The sequence below is a fragment of the Paenibacillus thailandensis genome (assembly GCF_042685365.1).
Lineage (GTDB): Bacteria > Bacillota > Bacilli > Paenibacillales > Paenibacillaceae > Paenibacillus_AP > Paenibacillus_AP thailandensis.
In genome coordinates this window covers 140,208-156,291 of sequence record NZ_JBHUMY010000001.1, presented here as the reverse complement: position 1 = coordinate 156,291, position 16,084 = coordinate 140,208, and the positions used below count along the sequence as shown (strand labels likewise).

The 16,084-nt window shown below is 55.4% G+C and carries 16 protein-coding genes; all 16 read left to right on the top strand.

Translation table 11 applies throughout. The annotated features are described in order from the left end of the window. Positions 1-7: 7 nt before the first annotated feature. The 16 genes from minD (at position 8) to ACFSW5_RS00585 (ending at position 16,028) form a co-directional block, all read left to right on the top strand. A complete protein-coding gene (gene minD, locus ACFSW5_RS00660) occupies positions 8-799 on the top strand; it encodes a septum site-determining protein MinD (protein ID WP_379268634.1) in 792 nt (263 codons plus the stop codon). A gap of 8 nt (positions 800-807) precedes the next feature. Further along, positions 808-1,956 (top strand): FtsW/RodA/SpoVE family cell cycle protein, encoded by a 1,149-nt coding sequence (locus ACFSW5_RS00655; RefSeq protein WP_379268632.1) that lies wholly within the window; start codon positions 808-810, stop codon positions 1,954-1,956. A 203-nt stretch (positions 1,957-2,159) separates the two neighbouring features. Next, positions 2,160-3,098: a peptidoglycan DD-metalloendopeptidase family protein gene (locus tag ACFSW5_RS00650; RefSeq protein WP_379268630.1), complete on the top strand. Its 939-nt coding sequence runs from the start codon at positions 2,160-2,162 to the stop codon at positions 3,096-3,098. Beyond that, positions 3,091-3,975: a M50 family metallopeptidase gene (locus ACFSW5_RS00645; protein WP_379268628.1), complete on the top strand. Its 885-nt coding sequence runs from the start codon at positions 3,091-3,093 to the stop codon at positions 3,973-3,975. The genes ACFSW5_RS00650 and ACFSW5_RS00645 overlap by 8 nt, the downstream gene beginning before the upstream one ends. 142 nt (positions 3,976-4,117) lie before the next feature. Continuing rightward, positions 4,118-5,416 (top strand): Rne/Rng family ribonuclease, encoded by a 1,299-nt coding sequence (locus ACFSW5_RS00640; protein ID WP_379268626.1) that lies wholly within the window; start codon positions 4,118-4,120, stop codon positions 5,414-5,416. Between the two features lie 283 nt (positions 5,417-5,699). Then, positions 5,700-6,011 carry a 50S ribosomal protein L21 gene (gene rplU / locus ACFSW5_RS00635; RefSeq protein WP_379268624.1) on the top strand — a complete coding sequence of 104 codons (312 nt, stop codon included), beginning with the start codon at positions 5,700-5,702 and terminating at the stop codon, positions 6,009-6,011. A gap of 13 nt (positions 6,012-6,024) precedes the next feature. Next, entirely contained in the window at positions 6,025-6,363 is a 339-nt protein-coding gene (locus ACFSW5_RS00630) for a ribosomal-processing cysteine protease Prp (RefSeq protein WP_379268622.1), read from the top strand. Between the two features lie 13 nt (positions 6,364-6,376). Continuing rightward, the gene (gene rpmA / locus ACFSW5_RS00625; RefSeq protein ID WP_379268620.1) at positions 6,377-6,685 is read left to right on the top strand and encodes a 50S ribosomal protein L27; all 309 of its coding nucleotides are present in this window, start codon (positions 6,377-6,379) and stop codon (positions 6,683-6,685) included. A 241-nt stretch (positions 6,686-6,926) separates the two neighbouring features. After that, on the top strand, positions 6,927-7,664 hold the full coding sequence (locus ACFSW5_RS00620; protein ID WP_379268618.1) for a Spo0B domain-containing protein: 738 nt from the start codon (positions 6,927-6,929) through the stop codon (positions 7,662-7,664). A gap of 12 nt (positions 7,665-7,676) precedes the next feature. Then, a complete protein-coding gene (gene obgE, locus ACFSW5_RS00615) occupies positions 7,677-8,999 on the top strand; it encodes a GTPase ObgE (RefSeq protein WP_379268616.1) in 1,323 nt (440 codons plus the stop codon). A 165-nt stretch (positions 9,000-9,164) separates the two neighbouring features. After that, positions 9,165-9,608, top strand: coding sequence for an ACT domain-containing protein (locus tag ACFSW5_RS00610; RefSeq protein ID WP_379268614.1), 444 nt, complete (start codon positions 9,165-9,167; stop codon positions 9,606-9,608). A gap of 26 nt (positions 9,609-9,634) precedes the next feature. Continuing rightward, positions 9,635-10,921, top strand: coding sequence for a homoserine dehydrogenase (locus ACFSW5_RS00605; RefSeq protein WP_379268612.1), 1,287 nt, complete (start codon positions 9,635-9,637; stop codon positions 10,919-10,921). 22 nt (positions 10,922-10,943) lie between these two features. Then, positions 10,944-11,933, top strand: a complete 990-nt coding sequence (gene thrB / locus ACFSW5_RS00600) for a homoserine kinase (RefSeq protein WP_379268610.1) — start codon at positions 10,944-10,946, stop codon at positions 11,931-11,933. Then, positions 11,930-12,805 carry a prephenate dehydratase gene (pheA, locus tag ACFSW5_RS00595; protein ID WP_379268608.1) on the top strand — a complete coding sequence of 292 codons (876 nt, stop codon included), beginning with the start codon at positions 11,930-11,932 and terminating at the stop codon, positions 12,803-12,805. The genes thrB and pheA overlap by 4 nt, the downstream gene beginning before the upstream one ends. Before the next feature lie 47 nt (positions 12,806-12,852). Beyond that, positions 12,853-13,731: a branched-chain-amino-acid transaminase gene (ilvE, locus tag ACFSW5_RS00590; protein ID WP_379268605.1), complete on the top strand. Its 879-nt coding sequence runs from the start codon at positions 12,853-12,855 to the stop codon at positions 13,729-13,731. 161 nt (positions 13,732-13,892) lie between these two features. After that, the gene (locus tag ACFSW5_RS00585) at positions 13,893-16,028 is read left to right on the top strand and encodes a LysM peptidoglycan-binding domain-containing protein (RefSeq protein ID WP_379268603.1); all 2,136 of its coding nucleotides are present in this window, start codon (positions 13,893-13,895) and stop codon (positions 16,026-16,028) included. Positions 16,029-16,084 lie beyond the last annotated feature (56 nt).

Sequence of the window (16,084 nt, the reverse complement as noted above, 5' to 3'; positions counted from 1 at the left end):
GTTGAGCATGGGAGAGGCGATAGTAATCACTTCGGGCAAAGGCGGAGTCGGCAAAACGACCACTTCGGCCAATCTCGGTACCGCGCTCGCGTTGCTGGGCAAAAAAGTATGCATGGTGGATACCGATATCGGTTTGCGCAATCTGGACGTGGTCATGGGACTCGAAAACCGGATTATCTACGATCTGGTTGACGTTGCGGAAGGAAGATGCCGCCTTAATCAGGCGCTTGTCAAGGACAAACGGTTCGAGGAATTGTACATGCTGCCGGCTGCTCAAACGAAGGATAAAGACGACGTCAAGCCCGAGCAGGTTAAAGATATCGTGCTGGAGCTCAAACAGGATTTCGATTATGTCATCATCGATTGCCCGGCGGGCATCGAGCACGGCTTCCGGAACGCCATTGCCGGCGCCGACCGCGCCATTGTCGTAACGACGCCGGAAAATGCGGCCGTGCGCGACGCGGATCGGGTTATCGGACTGTTGGAAAAAGAAAAGCTCGCATCCAAAATCGTCATTAACCGCATTCGGCCGACAATGGTCAAAAGCGGAGAGATGCTCGACGTAGACGAAATATGCCAAGTACTGGCGGTTGACTTGCTTGGTATTGTGCCGGATGATGAGAAGGTCATTAAATCGGCGAACGCCGGCGAACCGACGGTTATGGATCCTTCCTCCCGGGCATCAATCGCATACCGGAACATTGCGAGACGCATTCTTGGGGACATGGTTCCTTTGATGCAGCTGGAAGAGAAGACCGGCGCTTTCAAACGGTTCCGCAAGTTTCTGGGAATAGGATGATTTAAGCTGTGCTTAACAAACTAAAAAAGATTGACTGGGGCATATTCGTCATTTTGTTATGTTTGATGTGTATCAGCGTCATTTCGATTCATAGCGCGATCGACGGCCAAAGCAGCAATTACGCCAATACGGATGTCAGAACGGTCATATTTTATGCGGTCGGCCTGCTTTTAGCCGTCATGGCGACCGTATTTGATTATCGGGTTTTGCTTAAGCTGTGGCATGTGCTGTACGGGATAGGCATCGTTTTGCTGGTGCTCGTATTTTTTGCGGGCAGCAATATTAACGGAGCTACAGGCTGGTTCAGGCTTGGAGCGTTGTCCTTCCAGCCGGCGGAAGCGGTCAAAATCGTCATTATTGTCGGCGTAGCTTATTTGCTGGGGCGAAAGCAAGGAGACAAACTTAATTTTGTGCAGGATATCGTGCCGATCGGAGCTTTCGTATTTGTTCCGTTTATGCTCGTCATGATTCAGCCGGACCTCGGCAACGCCATTATTTATTTGGTTATTTTGCTCGGAATGCTATGGATCGGAAACGTCAAATATACGCACGTGCTAATCGGCTTGGCCGCGGTCGTAGCGGGAATCGTCCTCTTCGTTACGCTGTTTACCGTCTTCAACGAAAATATTAAAGACTATCTGACCGATCACGACAAAGAACACTGGTATGCCCGGATCAACACGTTTATCAACCCGGAAGAAGCGTCGGCCGACGATAAGCACCAATCGCAAAACGCCCAGATCGCCATCGGATCGGGCGGATTAAGCGGGGACGGTTATATGCAGGGCGATATGAAAAAAGGCGGCTTTATTCCTTATCCGTATTCGGATTCCATCTTTGTCGTCATCGGCGAGGAATTTGGTTTTACCGGCGCGGCCGTGTTGTTGATGCTTTATTTTCTGCTTATTTACCGCATTATTATGATTGCTTATCAATGCTACGACAGGCGGGCTTCTTATATTGTTATTGGGATCGCGTCCATGTACGTATTCCAAATTTTCCAAAATATCGGCATGATGATCGGCCTTATGCCGATAACCGGCATAACATTGCCGTTTATCAGCTACGGCGGCACGTCCTTGCTGCTGAATATGCTGTGCATCGGTATTGTGTTCAGTATCAGGGCGCATCAGGAAGTGTATGAGCTGGCCGATTAGCCATTAGCGTCATAGACGAAAGCAGGCGGAACAAGACTTTCTTGTCCGCCTGCTTTTTGTTTACTGATAAGAGGTTGATCTCGCGCCTCCCGGCATGAATAGTTGTCCGCTCCTCCTCATAAGCATGAAGGAAGAACAAGCTTATCGCGAACGTTTCGGCTTAGCAGAGCTTAAACTTTAATTGCGGAGGAGGAAGGCGAGAGATGAATACGAAAGACGCCATCCGACAAAGGCGGCAAGATAAAATCAGGAAACTGCTGGAAGAGCAGCAACGCGCTGAACGGAAACGGGATCCGTTCCGGCATCGTTCGCCCGTCCATGAGCCGGTTTACGACGAGAGCGTGCAGTTCGACCGGTTATCGAATTACGGTCATCCGGACTTGACGGACGAGCCCGACCCGGAGAAGGAATGGAAAGCGAACCCGAATCCTTGGCTCGGAACGTGGAACAGGAGCGATTGGAACGGCGCATACTCGGACCGGTACGACCCGCCGGGCTCCGATAGGGGAACGGAGGGCGGAGCGTTCTGGAAAGGTCTGCGCTGGAAGGCTGCGGCCGCTTTGCTTCTTTTTGCGGCCATATGGGCCGTATTCCGCTACGATTTGCCGTGGCTGGACGGGAGCCGGGAGTGGATTGAAGAAGCGATGACCGAGCCGATGGATTTCGAGGCCGCGGCCGCATGGTATCGGGAGACGTTCGCCGGAGCGCCTTCGTTTATTCCGATCTTCGAAAGCAAAGAGCAGCCCGCCGAGCTGGTCGACGGAACCGTGAAGCAGCCGGTCGTAGAACCGCTTCGGTCCGGCGTATTGGTCAAGACGTTCGCGGAGCTGCTGAGCGGCATCGAATTGGCGGGGGAATCCGGAGAGCAGGTTGTCGCCGTTCAGACGGGACGTATCGCGCAAGTGACGAACGGAGGGGAAGGCACCGGCGGCATCACGATCGTCATCCAGCACACGAACGGTAGAATGACGGTTTACGGCAAATTGGCGGGCGCAACCGTTAAGAAGGATGATTGGGTGGAGGCGGGCGACCCGATCGGAAACATCGGACAGGCGCAAGGCGAAGAACCGAGCCTGCTGTATTTTGCCGTAAAGCAGGGCGGCCGGTATGTGGATCCGGCGGACGTGATTCCGCTTGATTAAGTGGAAAGGGATCGTTTGGTCGGTACATCCGCTGTTCGTCTTTATTATGGGTGCTTCTTTTTTGACCGGCTATTTAATCGAGCTGGCTACGCTGTTTCTGATCGTGCTCGTCCACGAGATCGGGCATGTCGTTGCGGCGAGAAGCTTCGGCTGGCAGCTGCGGGAAGTGAAGCTGCTGCCGTTCGGCGGCGTGCTTGAGGTCGATAACCATAGCGGGGTTTCCGCGAAGGAGGACGCCATAGTCGCCGTTGCCGGCCCGCTGCAGAACGCCTGGATGGGGCTTGCCGCATGGGGACTGGGGCAGCTTGGGTGGTGGGAGTCCGATTGGGCCGGATTTATCGTCAAAGCGAATCTGGCGATCGGGCTGTTCAATATGCTGCCGATTTATCCGCTGGACGGGGGCAAGCTGCTGCAAGCAGGTTTAAGCAAGCTTCTGAATTACTATACGACGATGGTATGGAGCGCCAGGATCAGCTTAACCTGCAGCGCGCTGATGCTCCTTTACGCCGTTGTGCCCGCGCTCGCGGGAATTCGGGGCATCCAGCTGAATTTGGCCGTGGTCGGTCTGTTTCTTTGGTTTACGAACTGGACCTATTCGCGCAACATTCCGTTCCTGTTCTATCGGTTTCTGATGCACCGCGAGCGGCTGGCCGAGCCCAAGCTCGCCGGCGAAACGGCGGCACTCCCGATCGTCGCGGGAGGCAGGCAAACGCTAATGCAGGTCGCCAAGCAGTTCTGGCGCGACCGCTATCATTACGTCTATTTGAAAGGCCGCGGAGGCGCGGTCGAAAAGGTGGTGCCCGAGCAGCAAATTATCGAGCGCCTGCTGACCGAACGCAATCCGAACCGGCCGCTTCTGGAACTGTTTTTGCCATAGTGCCGGGGACGGAAGGCTGGTATGCGGATGCTCCTGTCTTATATTTCACCGCCAAACGTAAGCTTTGAGCCGAAGGGCGTCGAAAGCCGCTTGCGCTTATGCTAAAATGAAAGAAAACAGGCAAGGCAGGTGAGTGCGCGGGATGAAGCAAATGTTGATGCACGGCGACGGCGAACTGCTGCAAACCGCTATCGTCCAGGACGGCAAGCTGATTGAATTTGGCATGGAGCGTTCGGAGCACAGCGGTCTCGTGGGCAATATATATAAAGGCAAGGTCGTCAACGTGCTGCCGGGCATGCAGGCGGCGTTCGTGGATATCGGTTTGTCCAAAAACGCGTTTCTATACGTGGACGAGCTTCTCCATCCCAACATGGACAAGCAATCGGAACGCAAGCCCGATATTAAGCAGCTCGTTCGTCCCGGGCAGGAGTTGCTCGTTCAAATCATGAAGGAGCCGATCGGCGGCAAGGGGGCTCGCGTGACGACCCATTATGCGCTTCCGGGGCGGTTCCTTGTCTATATGCCGAAGGCCGGTTATGTCGGCGTTTCCAAAAAGATCGGAAACGAGCAGGAAAGAGCGAGGCTCCGTACGGCGGGAGAGGAGCTTCGCCTCGAGGACGAAGGCATTATTATGCGGACGGCGGCGGGCGAAGCGTCGTTCGAAGCGCTTGAAGCGGATGTTGCGCAGCTCAGGCGGCAGTGGCGGCGCGTTGCGGCTTCGGCGGGCAAGGCGTCCGCGCCGGCCGAAATTCACCGGGAGGTCGGGCTCATGCGCCGGATTATCCGCGACAGCTTGACGGCCGATATAAACGAAGTATGGATTGACGATCCCGCAAGATTCGAGACGCTGAAGCAGCTGCTGGAAGACATGTCGCCTCCGTTTGCCGGGAGGCTATCGTTTTACACTCCGGACGGGAACGAAACCATGTTCGACGCGTTTGGGATCACGGCCCAGCTGTACGCCGATTTCCAATCCAGCATTCGCCTCCCGAGCGGCGGCAGCTTAATATGGGACGAAACCGAGGCGCTCACCGTCATTGACGTCAACACAGGCAAGTTTACCGGCGGCAAAGATTTGGAGGATACGGTCTTCCGGACGAACATGGAGGCGGCGGACGAAATCGCCAGGCTGCTGCGGGTCCGCGACGTCGGCGGCATTATCGTCATCGATTTTATCGACATGGAGCTCGAGCAGAATCGCGACCGGGTACTGCACCGTCTTGAGCATTGGACGAAGCAGGACCGCACGAAGTGCACCGTCGTCGGATGGACGAGGCTCGGTCTGCTGGAAATGACCCGCAAGAAAGCGCGGGAAAATTCGGCGAAGCTGAATGCGGAGCGATGTCCGGCATGCGGAGGAACCGGCAGGCAGCCGTTCGAAGCCGCTGTGCCGATGGAGAAAGGCGGTTTGACTCGGAGCGAGACGAGCGTCAAGTCTTAGTTCATGTTAGTATTTAGTATTGAACTGCGGGCATGCTTATGATAGAATAATCAAGTATATGTTCTGGGCGTATCTGAAAGATAACCGACTTATAAGGTCTTATCCTTATATACAAGCTATCTTTCTACGCGAAACGTATCGTCCTTGGATAAGGACGAAAGTATCGTTTCTGCTTGCTCGGCGCTATATCATACCGCTCCGATCAGGTTCGCAAGAGCGAAGGGACTTTCCCCGTGCCACCTGCATCAGGCGAGTCTTCGACTACAAGGAGGTGCAATGAGCAATGTACGCAATTATTGAAACCGGCGGTAAGCAGTACAAAGTTCAGGAGGGCGATGTGATCTACATCGAGAAACTGAACGTAAACGAAGGCGACAGCGTAACTTTCGACCGCGTGCTGGCTGTATCCAAAGACAACGGTCTCGTGACCGGCGCTCCGCTTGTTTCCGGCGCTACCGTTTCCGGTAAAGTCGAGAAGCAAGGCAGAGGCCAGAAGATTGTTGTTTACAAATACAAACCGAAAAAGAACTATGCGCGCAAGCAAGGTCATCGTCAGCCTTACACGAAAGTAACGATCGAGAAAATCCAAGCGTAAGCGAGAGGTTTTCATGATAACCGTTACGATCGCTCGAAGGGCTTCCGACCGGCGGATCGCATCGTTCGCGGTCGAAGGACATGCGCAATATGCGAAGCCGGGCAAGGACATCGTTTGCGCCGGCGTGTCGGCCGTAACGGTCGGCACCGTCAATGCCATCGAGGCGCTGGCCGGCGTGCAGCTCCCCGCAGTCGTCAAAAGCGGCTGGGTGTCTTCGGATATTCCGGAGCAGGCCGACAAGGCCGTGGAGGAGAAGCTTCAGCTCCAGCTCGAATCGATGGTCGTTATGCTTGATTCTATTGCACAATCTTACGGCAAGCATGTCGTAATTCACGAACAACTTTTGCAGTAAGGAGGGACAATCGATGTTGAAATTGGATCTTCAGTTATTCGCATCCAAAAAGGGTGTAGGTTCCACGAAGAACGGACGCGACAGCCAAGCGAAACGTCTTGGCGCTAAACGTGCCGACGGTCAAATCGCAACGGCCGGCAGCATTCTCGTTCGTCAACGCGGTACGAAAATTCACCCGGGCGCGAACGTGGGCATCGGCAAAGACGACACGCTCTTCGCGAAAGTGGAAGGCGTTGTGAAATTTGAACGTTGGGGACGCGATCGCAAAAAAGTGAGCGTATACCCGGTTGATGCAGCTCCGGTTGCCGCAGCGGTAGAATAATAACAGCAGAAGTGCCCCGACCTGACGACAGGCCGGGGCATTTTGCCGTTAAAGGACTTATCTGTTAAGTCCGCGCGATTTTTGCTTTGCCTAGTATGTCGGACATTCCGATTGACATACGCCGGATCGGTCCGTCCATGGGTAAGGCCGGCGGAGCTGCTTCCGCTTGCGCATTGGTCAATGGGTCGTCATCATGGTATACTGGATAAGCCGGAAAAATGGGGAAAGTGGGATCAAATCCATGAATCGCTTGCAAACAGCGAAAAAGATTGTGGCGATAGCTGCCGTGCTGCCCGTAGCTGCCGGGTTCGTGTGGCCGGGTGAGCTGTGGCTGTATACGCTGGCCGTAGCCGGCCTTGCAGGATCGGCCCTGTTATGGGTGATGGCCGAACGGAGAAACCATGCCGAGCAGACGAGGCGTACCATACATACGATTCAAGCTGCAAGCATCCGTACGCTTAATCATCATCGGCACGATTGGATGAACGATTTGCAGGTGTTATACGGGTATATCCGGATGCAGAAGCTGGACAGAACTATAGAGTACGTGGAGAAAATACGCGATAAAATGGCCCAGGAAAGCAAAATCGCGAAGCTTGGCGAACCGGCTCTGGTCAACTACATTCAGTCTTTCCGCGCGATGACGAACGCGATTCAGCTATGCGTTGAAGTCGAAGACGGCGTCATGCTTCAGGATTTGCCCGTAGACAGCGCAAAGGTGGCGGAATCGCTCATCGATATTATAAACGCTTACCGGTTTGCGGCCGTCCCGACTGGCGGCGAACCGTCCATGCTGACGATGAAGCTTTCCATGGATGACGAAGCTTTGTATGCGGCATTTTACTATCAAGGCGAGCTTAGCGGCGAGCAGCGCTTCGCGAGCAAAATAAATCAGCAGTTGGAAGGCGCGCCGCTGCGGCCGGTTCATACCGGGCAGCCGCATGGAAGCATGCTGCTTCGTGCAGAATGGCGGGCTTGAACGGGGGACATCATGTTTGTCGATAAAGCGAAAATATTTGTAAAAGGCGGCGACGGTGGAAACGGCATCGTCTCGTACCGCCGCGAGAAATACGTGCCGGAAGGCGGGCCGGCCGGCGGCGACGGAGGGAAAGGCGGCGACGTTATTTTCCGCGTGGACGAAGGTCTCCGAACGCTTATGGATTTCCGTTACCAGAAGCATTTCAAGGCCAAGGCCGGAGAACGGGGCAAGGTGAAAGGGATGCACGGCGCGAATGCGGAAAACATGATTGTCCGCGTCCCGCCCGGTACCGTCGTCATTGACGACGACACGCAGGAGATCATTGCCGATATGACGCGCCACGGCCAAGAGGTCGTGATCGCGCGCGGCGGCAGAGGCGGACGGGGCAATATGAGGTTCGCCACGGTCAGCAATCCGGCGCCGGATATTTCGGAGAACGGCGAGGAAGGCGAAGAACGCTGGGTCGTTCTCGAGCTTAAAGTGATGGCGGACGTCGGGCTGGTCGGTTTTCCGAGCGTCGGCAAATCGACGCTGCTGTCCATCGTGACGGCGGCTCAGCCGAAAATCGGCGCCTATCATTTTACGACGATTACGCCGAACTTGGGCGTAGTCGACGTCGGCGACGGGCGCAGCTTCGTTATGGCCGACCTGCCGGGGTTGATCGAAGGCGCCCATGAAGGCGTCGGTTTGGGCCACGAGTTTTTGCGGCATGTCGAGCGGACGAGAGTCATCATTCATGTCGTGGACATCGCAGCCGTCGACGGCCGCGACCCGTACGAGGATTGGGTGAAAATCAACGAAGAGCTGGCGCTCTACAATCCGAAGCTGATGGAAAGGCCGCAGATCATTGCCGCCAATAAGATGGACATGCCGGAGGCGGCCGACAATCTGGAGCTGTTCAAGCAGCAGATCGCCGAGCGGGAGGACGGTCTGGAGCATGTCATCGTTCCCGTTTCGACCTTGACGAAGCAAGGCGTACAGGAGCTTATTTATAAGGCGATGGACGTTCTGGAATCGCTGCCGGAAGAGACGGCCGTGGAGGAAGTCAAAGAAATCGAAGAGCGCAAAGTATACAAATACGAAAAGCAGCGCGAAGAGATGAAATTCGAAATCCATCGGGAGGACGAAGTGTTCGTCATCGAAAGCGAAAGCATCGAGCGGTATATGAAACGCATTAATTTAACCTCCTATGACGCGGTCATGCGGTTTGCGAACCTGATGCGCCGAGTGGGCGTGGACGCGGCTCTCCGCAAAGCGGGAGCGAAAGACGGGGATACGGTGCGGATCGGCTACTATACGTTTGAGTTTTTTGAAGGCTCCGATTATATATTTTAACCGCCGCCGCTCACAAGAGCAGGTTATATTGACACGGAAGAAGGCCGTCTGACAACAGACGGCCTTTATTCTAAATTATATTCGTTACCTATTGCCGCAGACGGTAGATTCCTTTATAATGTCCACTATAAGAGAACAGATGTCTTTTTAGGGAGGACGAATCGAGTGGCGAACGTAGGCCGTTATTATGTCGTTCGCGAAGACATTTTGCCGGAAGCGATCATGAAGACGGTACAGGCGAAAGAAATGCTGAGGCGAGGCGAAGCGGCCACCGTTCATGAGGCAACCGAGCGAATCGGGCTAAGCAGGAGCGCTTTCTATAAATATAAAGACGGCGTATATGAGCTGAGCGAGCTGAAGCGGGAAAGGATTGCGACCATTTCGATGGATTTGGAGCATCGGTCCGGCGTTTTGTCCAAAGTGCTGGCCCTCGTGGCGGATCTGGAAGGAAACGTGCTCACGATGAATCAAAGCATCCCGCTGCAAGGATACGCCAATGTCGTGATTTCGGTCGACGTGTCGCAATTGTCCGGGGAACTGAACGGGCTCGTCGACGCGCTAAGAAGGCAGGACGGCGTGCGCAAAGCGATCGTAGTCGGTCAAGGCTAGCAAATATTGTTGCGGAGGGAAACAGGATGAAACCGGTTAAAGTAGGATTGCTAGGTTTAGGAACGGTAGGTACGGGCGTTGTCCGGATTGTGGAGGGGCATCAGGAGGATTTGCAGAATCAAGCGGGCTCGCCGATTCATGTGGAAAAAATTCTGGTTCAAAACAAGGCGAAAGCGCGCAGTCTTACGATTGACGAAAGCAAGCTGACGGAGGATCCGTGGGACATTATCGCCGACCCCGAGATCGACGTGATCGTGGAAGTGATGGGCGGCGTCGAGCATACGCGGACTTATTTGCTCGAGGCCATTGCCCGGGGCAAATCGATCGTAACGGCGAACAAAGACTTAATGGCGCTGCACGGGCCGGAAATATTGGAAGCGGCCAAAAACAACGGCTGCGACGTGCTTTACGAAGCGAGCGTCGCCGGAGGCATCCCGATTATCCGGACGCTGATCGAAGGCTTCTCGTCCGACCGGATCATTAAAATTATGGGGATCGTCAATGGCACGACCAACTATATTTTGACCAAAATGAGCCAAGAAGGCGCTTCTTACGACGATGTGCTGAAGGAAGCCCAGCAGCTCGGATATGCCGAAGCGGATCCGACTTCCGACGTCGAGGGGCTGGATGCCGCGCGCAAAATGACGATTTTGTCCACGCTTGGCTTCCGGACGAACGTTGCGCTGGACGACGTGTCCGTGCAAGGCATTTCGTCGGTCAGCAAGGAGGATATCTTGTATGCGAAACGTCTCGGATACGAGGTGAAGCTGCTCGGCATCGCGGAATGCCAAGACGATCAGATCAGCGTCAGCGTACAGCCGACGATGGTGAAGCAATCGCACCCGATCGCGTCGGTGAACGGCGTGTTTAACGCGGTATACGTGCACGGCGAAGCGGTGGGCGAAACGATGTTCTACGGCGCGGGAGCGGGAGAGCTTCCGACCGCTACGTCGGTCGTGTCCGATCTTGTCGCCGTCATCAAAAACAAAAAGCTGGGCGTGGCGGGAAGACAAGGCGCCATGGTTTACAAAGAGAAGAAGCTGAAGACGGACGACCAGATATCTTCGAAATATTTTATATTGCTGCATGTGGACGACCGCGCCGGCGTGCTTGCCCGCATTACGCAGGTGTTCGCCGAATACGAAGTAAGCCTGGAGTCGGTGCTGCAGCAGCCGAACCCGAACATTCCGGAAGCGGAAATTATCATTATTACGCACGACGCGAGCAAGGCGGCGGTTCAGCAGGTGCTCCGCTCGTTCGAATCGCTGGAGACGGTGCGCAGAATCAAGAGCGTATACCGGGTCGAAGGATAGCAGACAAAAAGGAGAAAGCTTCATGAGCAGCGAATGGAAAAACCGTAAAGTGACCGTGAAGGTGCCCGCCAGCACGGCGAATTTGGGACCGGGCTTCGACACGCTCGGCATGGCCTTGTCGCTATACGCTTGGATCGAAATGTCGGCTTCGGACGAGACGTCCTTCCGGTTTTACGGCGGCAACATGGAAGGCTTGCCGAAGGACAAAACCAATCTGTTATACAAGGTCGCCCAAAAAGTGTTCGACGAGGCCGGCGTATCCTTGCCGGAGCTGGACATTGCCATGTACAGCGAAATTCCGCTGACGCGGGGTCTCGGGAGCAGCGCCGCGGCGATCGTCGGCAGCTTGGCGGCGGCCAACGCGCTGATCGGAGGTCCGCTCACGGACGACAGATTGTTTCAAATCGCAACGGAGCTGGAAGGGCATCCGGACAATGTCGGCGCTTCGATGTTCGGCGGCATCGTCGTGTCCGCCTGGGACGGGCAGCGTGCCGATTATGTGCGGCTTGAGCCGCATTCGAGGCTGGAGACGCTTGTCGCCATTCCGTCGTTCCAGCTGGCGACGAAGCAGGCGAGGCATGCGCTGCCGAAGGAAGTGCCGATGGCGGATGCGGTATTTAACGTCGGCCGCAGTTCCTTGCTTGTCGCGGCGCTGGCGGCGGGGCAGCTTGAGCTGATCGGCAGCGCCATGCGCGACCGCCTGCACCAGCCGTACCGCGCGGCGCTAATACCCGGCATGTCGGCCATACTCGAGCGGGCCGCGGAATTCGGCGCGTTAGGCGCGGCGTTAAGCGGGGCGGGTCCGACATTAATCGCTTTCGCGGACGCGGACAGCGCCGACAAAACGCGGTTGGAGCGTTTTCTCACCGATACGCTTGGCGCGGAGGGGATCGAGGCGGAAACGATATGGCTCAAGCCGGCGGCGGCGGGCGCCGAGCTTACGATCGAGGACAATCGCGAGGACGGACAGCCGTCTTTGCCGGACCGGATTAAAGGAGAGGCTTGCCGATGAAATCGATAGCGCTATTGCCAGCAGGCTCCGTCTCCGACGAGGCCGCCAAGCGGCTGTTCGCGGGCGATGAGGCGGAATGGAAGCATCATCGGCTGATCGCCGACGTTTTTATGTCCACCGTAAACGGCGAGACCGATTACAGCGTCATCCCGATCGAAAACACGATCGAAGGCTCCGTCAGCCTGCATATGGATTGGCTGGTGCATGAGGTCGATTTGCCGATACAGGCCGAATGGGTGTATCCTTCCATCCAAAATTTGATCGGCAGGCGCGAAGCGTTCCAGAACGAGGACGGAACGATCGAACTGAGCCGCATCCGAAAGGTGATCAGCCATCCCGTAGCCATCGCCCAATGCCTTCAATTTCTGCGCAGCGAACTGCCGCAGGCGGAGACGGAGCATGTAGGCAGCACCTCCGAAGGCGTCAAGCTCGTCGGCGACCATCCGGAGGCGGGCTGGGCCGCCATCGGCACGGCTACGGCCGCATGGAACAACGGCCTTGATATTTTGAAGGAAAGCATCACCGACCACGACAATAACTATACAAGGTTTCTGCTCGTCGGACCGGAGCCATACACGGCGCGCAGCTCGGTACATACGAAAACGAGCATTCTCATTACGCCGCCGGAGGACTATCCGGGCGCGCTTCATCAAGTGTTGTCCGCTTTCGCATGGAGGCGGATCAACCTGAGCCGGATCGAATCCCGTCCCACGAAGAAGAAGCTCGGGACCTATTATTTTTACATCGATATCGAGATGGGGCTGGACACGGTGCTGCTGCCATCCGCAATTGCGGAAATCGAAGCGATCGGCTGCCAGGTTCGCGTGCTGGGCAGTTACCCGAGCTTCACCTATGAACAACTGAACGTTTGACAATCGGGAACAACCGATGCCAATTCGAAGAAAGAGAGGGATAACGATTGAAGCAGCAATGGATCTACTTAAACGGGCAATATGTAACGAAGGAAAATGCGAAAATTTCGGTTTATGATCACGGTTTCTTGTATGGAGACGGTATTTTTGAAGGGATCCGGATTTATAGCGGAAATATTTTTAAGCTGAAGGAGCATTTGAACCGTCTTTACGATTCGGCCAAGTCGATTATGCTTCAAATTCCTCTCTCCTTGGAACAGATGCAGGAAGCGCTCGTCGAGACCGTTCGGCGCAACGGGCTCCGCGACGGCTACATTCGGCTTGTCGTTTCCCGGGGGCCGGGCAATCTGGGGCTTGATCCGCTCCGTTGTCCGGAAGCGTTCGTCATCATTATCGTAGAGGAGCTTTCGATCTATCCGGAAGAAGCTTACGAGAACGGTCTCGTATCGGTATCCGTCTCTCAGCGGCGCAACGTGCCGGATGCGCTTAACCCGAAAATCAAATCTCTTAATTATTTGAATAACGTCCTTGTCAAAATCCAGGCCAACAACGCCGGCGTCGGCGAAGCGATTATGCTCAATTCGCAAGGTTACGTGGCCGAAGGCTCCAGCGACAATATTTTTATCGTCAAGAACGGCGTCGTCTATACGCCGCCGTGTTACGTTGGCGCATTGGAAGGGATTACGCGCGGGGCGATTATGGAGCTGTGCGGCAAGCTGGGTCTCCCGCTTAAGGAGGAGCCGTTTACGCTGCACGACGTATACGTCGCGGATGAGGCGTTCTTCACCGGCACGGCCGCCGAAGTCATTGCGGTGCGAGAGGTCGATGGACGCACGATCGGTTCCGGCAAGGCGGGCCCGATCACGACGCGTTTGCTTCAAGAATTCCGCCAAATCGTAACGGTCGACGGCGTTCAGGCTTTTTAGTTCAATCGTTCCAGATAGCAAAGCAGAATCCGGGAATAACCGGACAGCTGCTTTGCTATTTTTTTTTGCAAAATAGGAGACACTCGCCCAATTCGTGCATAGGATGTAGGGATTGATCCAGTTGTTTCGTTGTTAAGATTGTGACGGGAGGTTATCGGCGCGTGAAGATTCACATTGTGAAGAAAGGCGATTCGTTATATTCGATAGGGCAAAAATATGGCGTATCGCTAGACGAGATTTTAAAGTTGAACCCTGGCATAACCAATCCGAACGTTATCGATGTCGGGATGAAGATCAAAATTCCTTCGACGACTTCCGGTACGGGCGGAATGGAAATTATGAGCCAGCATGTCGTGAAGCAAGGGGATACGCTGTGGAAGCTGTCGAAAGCTTGGGGGGTTCCGCTTGCCGACATGATCAAAGCCAACCCTCAATTAAAAAATCCGAATGTGCTGCTGACAGGAGAAATCGTCAATATTCCGAAAGTGTCGGGCGAAACCGTCGAGCTGCCGCCTGTCGTAACCGGAGAGACGCCGGCGGGAATGGGAAACACGGTCGGTCCGCTGAACGTACCGCAAAACGTTCAAGCGCCGCAAAGCGTGCAGCAGCCGCAATCGTTTTTCCCGTTTAATCCGGCGGCCGTATGGCACGGCATGCAGGGTTGGATGGGCAAGAAAAACACGGCGCAAATTCCCGGAGCAACCGGCCCTAACGTAAACACGCCGGGCAATTTCCCGACCTGGAAAAAACCGACGGCGCCCGTCGTGCCGGAGACGCCCGCTAAGCCGCCGGAGGCTCCCGTGTCGCCCGTGCCTGTATCGCCCGCGCCGAAGGAGCCGATTGCCGCGGAGCCCAAAGTAACGCCGCCCCCGATTCAAAAGCCGGTGGAGCAGAAAAAAATGCCGGTTCACGCCGAGCATACGCCTAATGTCGATTTGTTCAAGCAATACGGGATTCCCGCAACCGAAACGAATTCGCTGTATAATATGCCGGTAAGTCCAAATGCGGAATGGCCGAATGCCGGGGGTCCGAACATCATGGGGCCCAATCAGGAAAACCCGCACTCCATATGGCCGGGCGTCGTTAACCCGAACGTAGGTTATCCGAACGAAGGCTTCCCGAACATGATGGGTCCGAACGTAGGTTATCCGAACGAAGGCTTCCCGAACATGATGGGTCCGAACGTCGGGTACCCGAACGAAGGCTTCCCGAACATGATGGGTCCGAACGTAGGTTACCCGAACGAAGGCTTCCCGAACATGGCCGGTCCGAACGTAGGTTACCCGAACGAAGGCTTCCCGAACATGGCCGGTCCGAACGTAGGTTACCCGAACGAAGGCTTCCCGAACATGGCCGGTCCGAACGTAGGTTACCCGAACGAAGGCTTTCCGAACATGATGGGTCCGAACGTAGGTTATCCGAACGAAGGTTTCCCGAATATGGCCGGTCCGAACGTCGGGTACCCGAACGAAGGCTTCCCGAACATGATGGGTCCGAACGTAGGTTATCCGAACGAAGGCTTCCCGAATATGGCCGGACCGAACGTCGGATACCCGAACGAAGGCTTCCCGAACATGATGGGTCCAAACGTAGGTTATCCGAATGAAGGCTTCCCGAACATGGCCGGACCGAACGTCGGATACCCGAACGAAGGCTACCCGAACATGATGGGTCCGAACGTAGGTTATCCGAACGAAGGTTTCCCGAACATGGCCGGACCGAACGTCGGCTACCCGAACGAACAATTCCCGGACATGATGGGCCCGAACGTAAGTTATCCGAACGAAGGCTTCCCGAACATGATGGGTCCGAACGTAAGTTATCCGAACGAAAACTTCCCGTTCTACGGTTATCCTCATCCGTTCGGCGGCGCCGAAAACATTGACTTCGGCCATTCCAACCCCAACGCGCCAATAGCCGACAATGCGCCAAACGCCGCCCCTTGGGCCGGTTATCCGAACGCCGTTTTCCCGCCGTATTACGGACATGGCAACATGCCTTTCCCGCCCGTTCCTTACGGCTATCCGGCTAACGTCAACATGCCCCTCCCGAACGCATCTTTGAGCGGTTACGAAGCTAATCCGCCTTGGACGGAGCCTAACGAGGCGAAGCCGGATGAGGATTGCGGATGCGGCAAAAAACGCGATGACGACGAACCGACCGTCAAGACGGCGGCAGCGCCAGCCAAAGCTAAGGCGAGCTCCGTTAAGAAAGGTACTAAAAAAGCCGGCGTCAAAACGCGTTCGCGCGCCAAAAGGTCATCCAGCAGAAACAGTTTGCCATGGATTAACCGGTAACTATAATGTTTAGCAAGGCTCCCGCCGTTTTCCGTCAATAGCGGAATCGTCCGGAA

Bases quoted from the DNA above. Each gene is read 5' to 3' on its own strand.
- ACFSW5_RS00650 (WP_379268630.1), top strand. From the start codon at position 2,160: ATGAATACGAAAGACGCCATCCGACAAAGGCGGCAAGATAAAATCAGG.
- ACFSW5_RS00640 (WP_379268626.1), top strand. From the start codon at position 4,118: ATGAAGCAAATGTTGATGCACGGCGACGGCGAACTGCTGCAAACCGCT.
- minD (WP_379268634.1), top strand. From the start codon at position 8: ATGGGAGAGGCGATAGTAATCACTTCGGGCAAAGGCGGAGTCGGCAAA.
- ACFSW5_RS00630 (WP_379268622.1), top strand. From the start codon at position 6,025: ATGATAACCGTTACGATCGCTCGAAGGGCTTCCGACCGGCGGATCGCA.
- ACFSW5_RS00620 (WP_379268618.1), top strand. From the start codon at position 6,927: ATGAATCGCTTGCAAACAGCGAAAAAGATTGTGGCGATAGCTGCCGTG.
- pheA (WP_379268608.1), top strand. From the start codon at position 11,930: ATGAAATCGATAGCGCTATTGCCAGCAGGCTCCGTCTCCGACGAGGCC.
- ACFSW5_RS00605 (WP_379268612.1), top strand. From the start codon at position 9,635: ATGAAACCGGTTAAAGTAGGATTGCTAGGTTTAGGAACGGTAGGTACG.
- thrB (WP_379268610.1), top strand. From the start codon at position 10,944: ATGAGCAGCGAATGGAAAAACCGTAAAGTGACCGTGAAGGTGCCCGCC.
- rplU (WP_379268624.1), top strand. From the start codon at position 5,700: ATGTACGCAATTATTGAAACCGGCGGTAAGCAGTACAAAGTTCAGGAG.
- obgE (WP_379268616.1), top strand. From the start codon at position 7,677: ATGTTTGTCGATAAAGCGAAAATATTTGTAAAAGGCGGCGACGGTGGA.
- rpmA (WP_379268620.1), top strand. From the start codon at position 6,377: ATGTTGAAATTGGATCTTCAGTTATTCGCATCCAAAAAGGGTGTAGGT.